This is a genomic window from Polaromonas sp. P1_G2, from assembly GCF_056405515.1.
In genome coordinates this window covers 1-528 of record NZ_JBFUBY010000870.1, presented here as the reverse complement: position 1 = coordinate 528, position 528 = coordinate 1, and the positions used below count along the sequence as shown (strand labels likewise).

1 protein-coding gene is annotated in these 528 nt (G+C 60.4%); it reads right to left on the bottom strand.

The genetic code is table 11. The features are described from left to right. Window positions 1-528: ATP-binding cassette domain-containing protein (locus AC1D0P_RS28070; RefSeq protein WP_477679726.1), on the bottom strand; the 528-nt coding region annotated here is incomplete at both ends.

The window sequence follows — 528 nt, the reverse complement described above, 5'->3', positions numbered from 1 at the left end:
CTTTATGACTTCGAGATTGTGCTCGATGACCACTACGGAATTGCCCTGATTGACCAGTTCGTGCAGCATTTCCAGGAGTTTGACCACGTCGTGGAAATGCAGACCGGTGGTCGGCTCGTCGAGGATATAGAGCGTGCGGCCGGTCGATTTCTTCGACAGTTCCTTGGCGAGCTTGACGCGCTGCGCTTCACCGCCCGACAGCGTGTTGGCCTGCTGGCCGACCTTGATATAGCCGAGGCCGACTTCGCGCAGCGAGATCAGCTTGTCGCGCACCGCCGGCACGGCGGCGAAGAAATCGCAGCCTTCCTCGACCGTCATGTCGAGCACATCGGAAATCGACTTGCCCTTGAACTGCACTTCCAGCGTCTCGCGATTGTAGCGCTTGCCGTGGCAGACATCGCAGGTGACGTAGACGTCCGGCAGGAAGTGCATTTCGATCTTGATGACGCCGTCGCCCTGGCAGGCCTCACAGCGGCCGCCCTTGACGTTGAAGGAGAAGCGGCCGGGCTGGTAGCCGCGTGTCTTGGC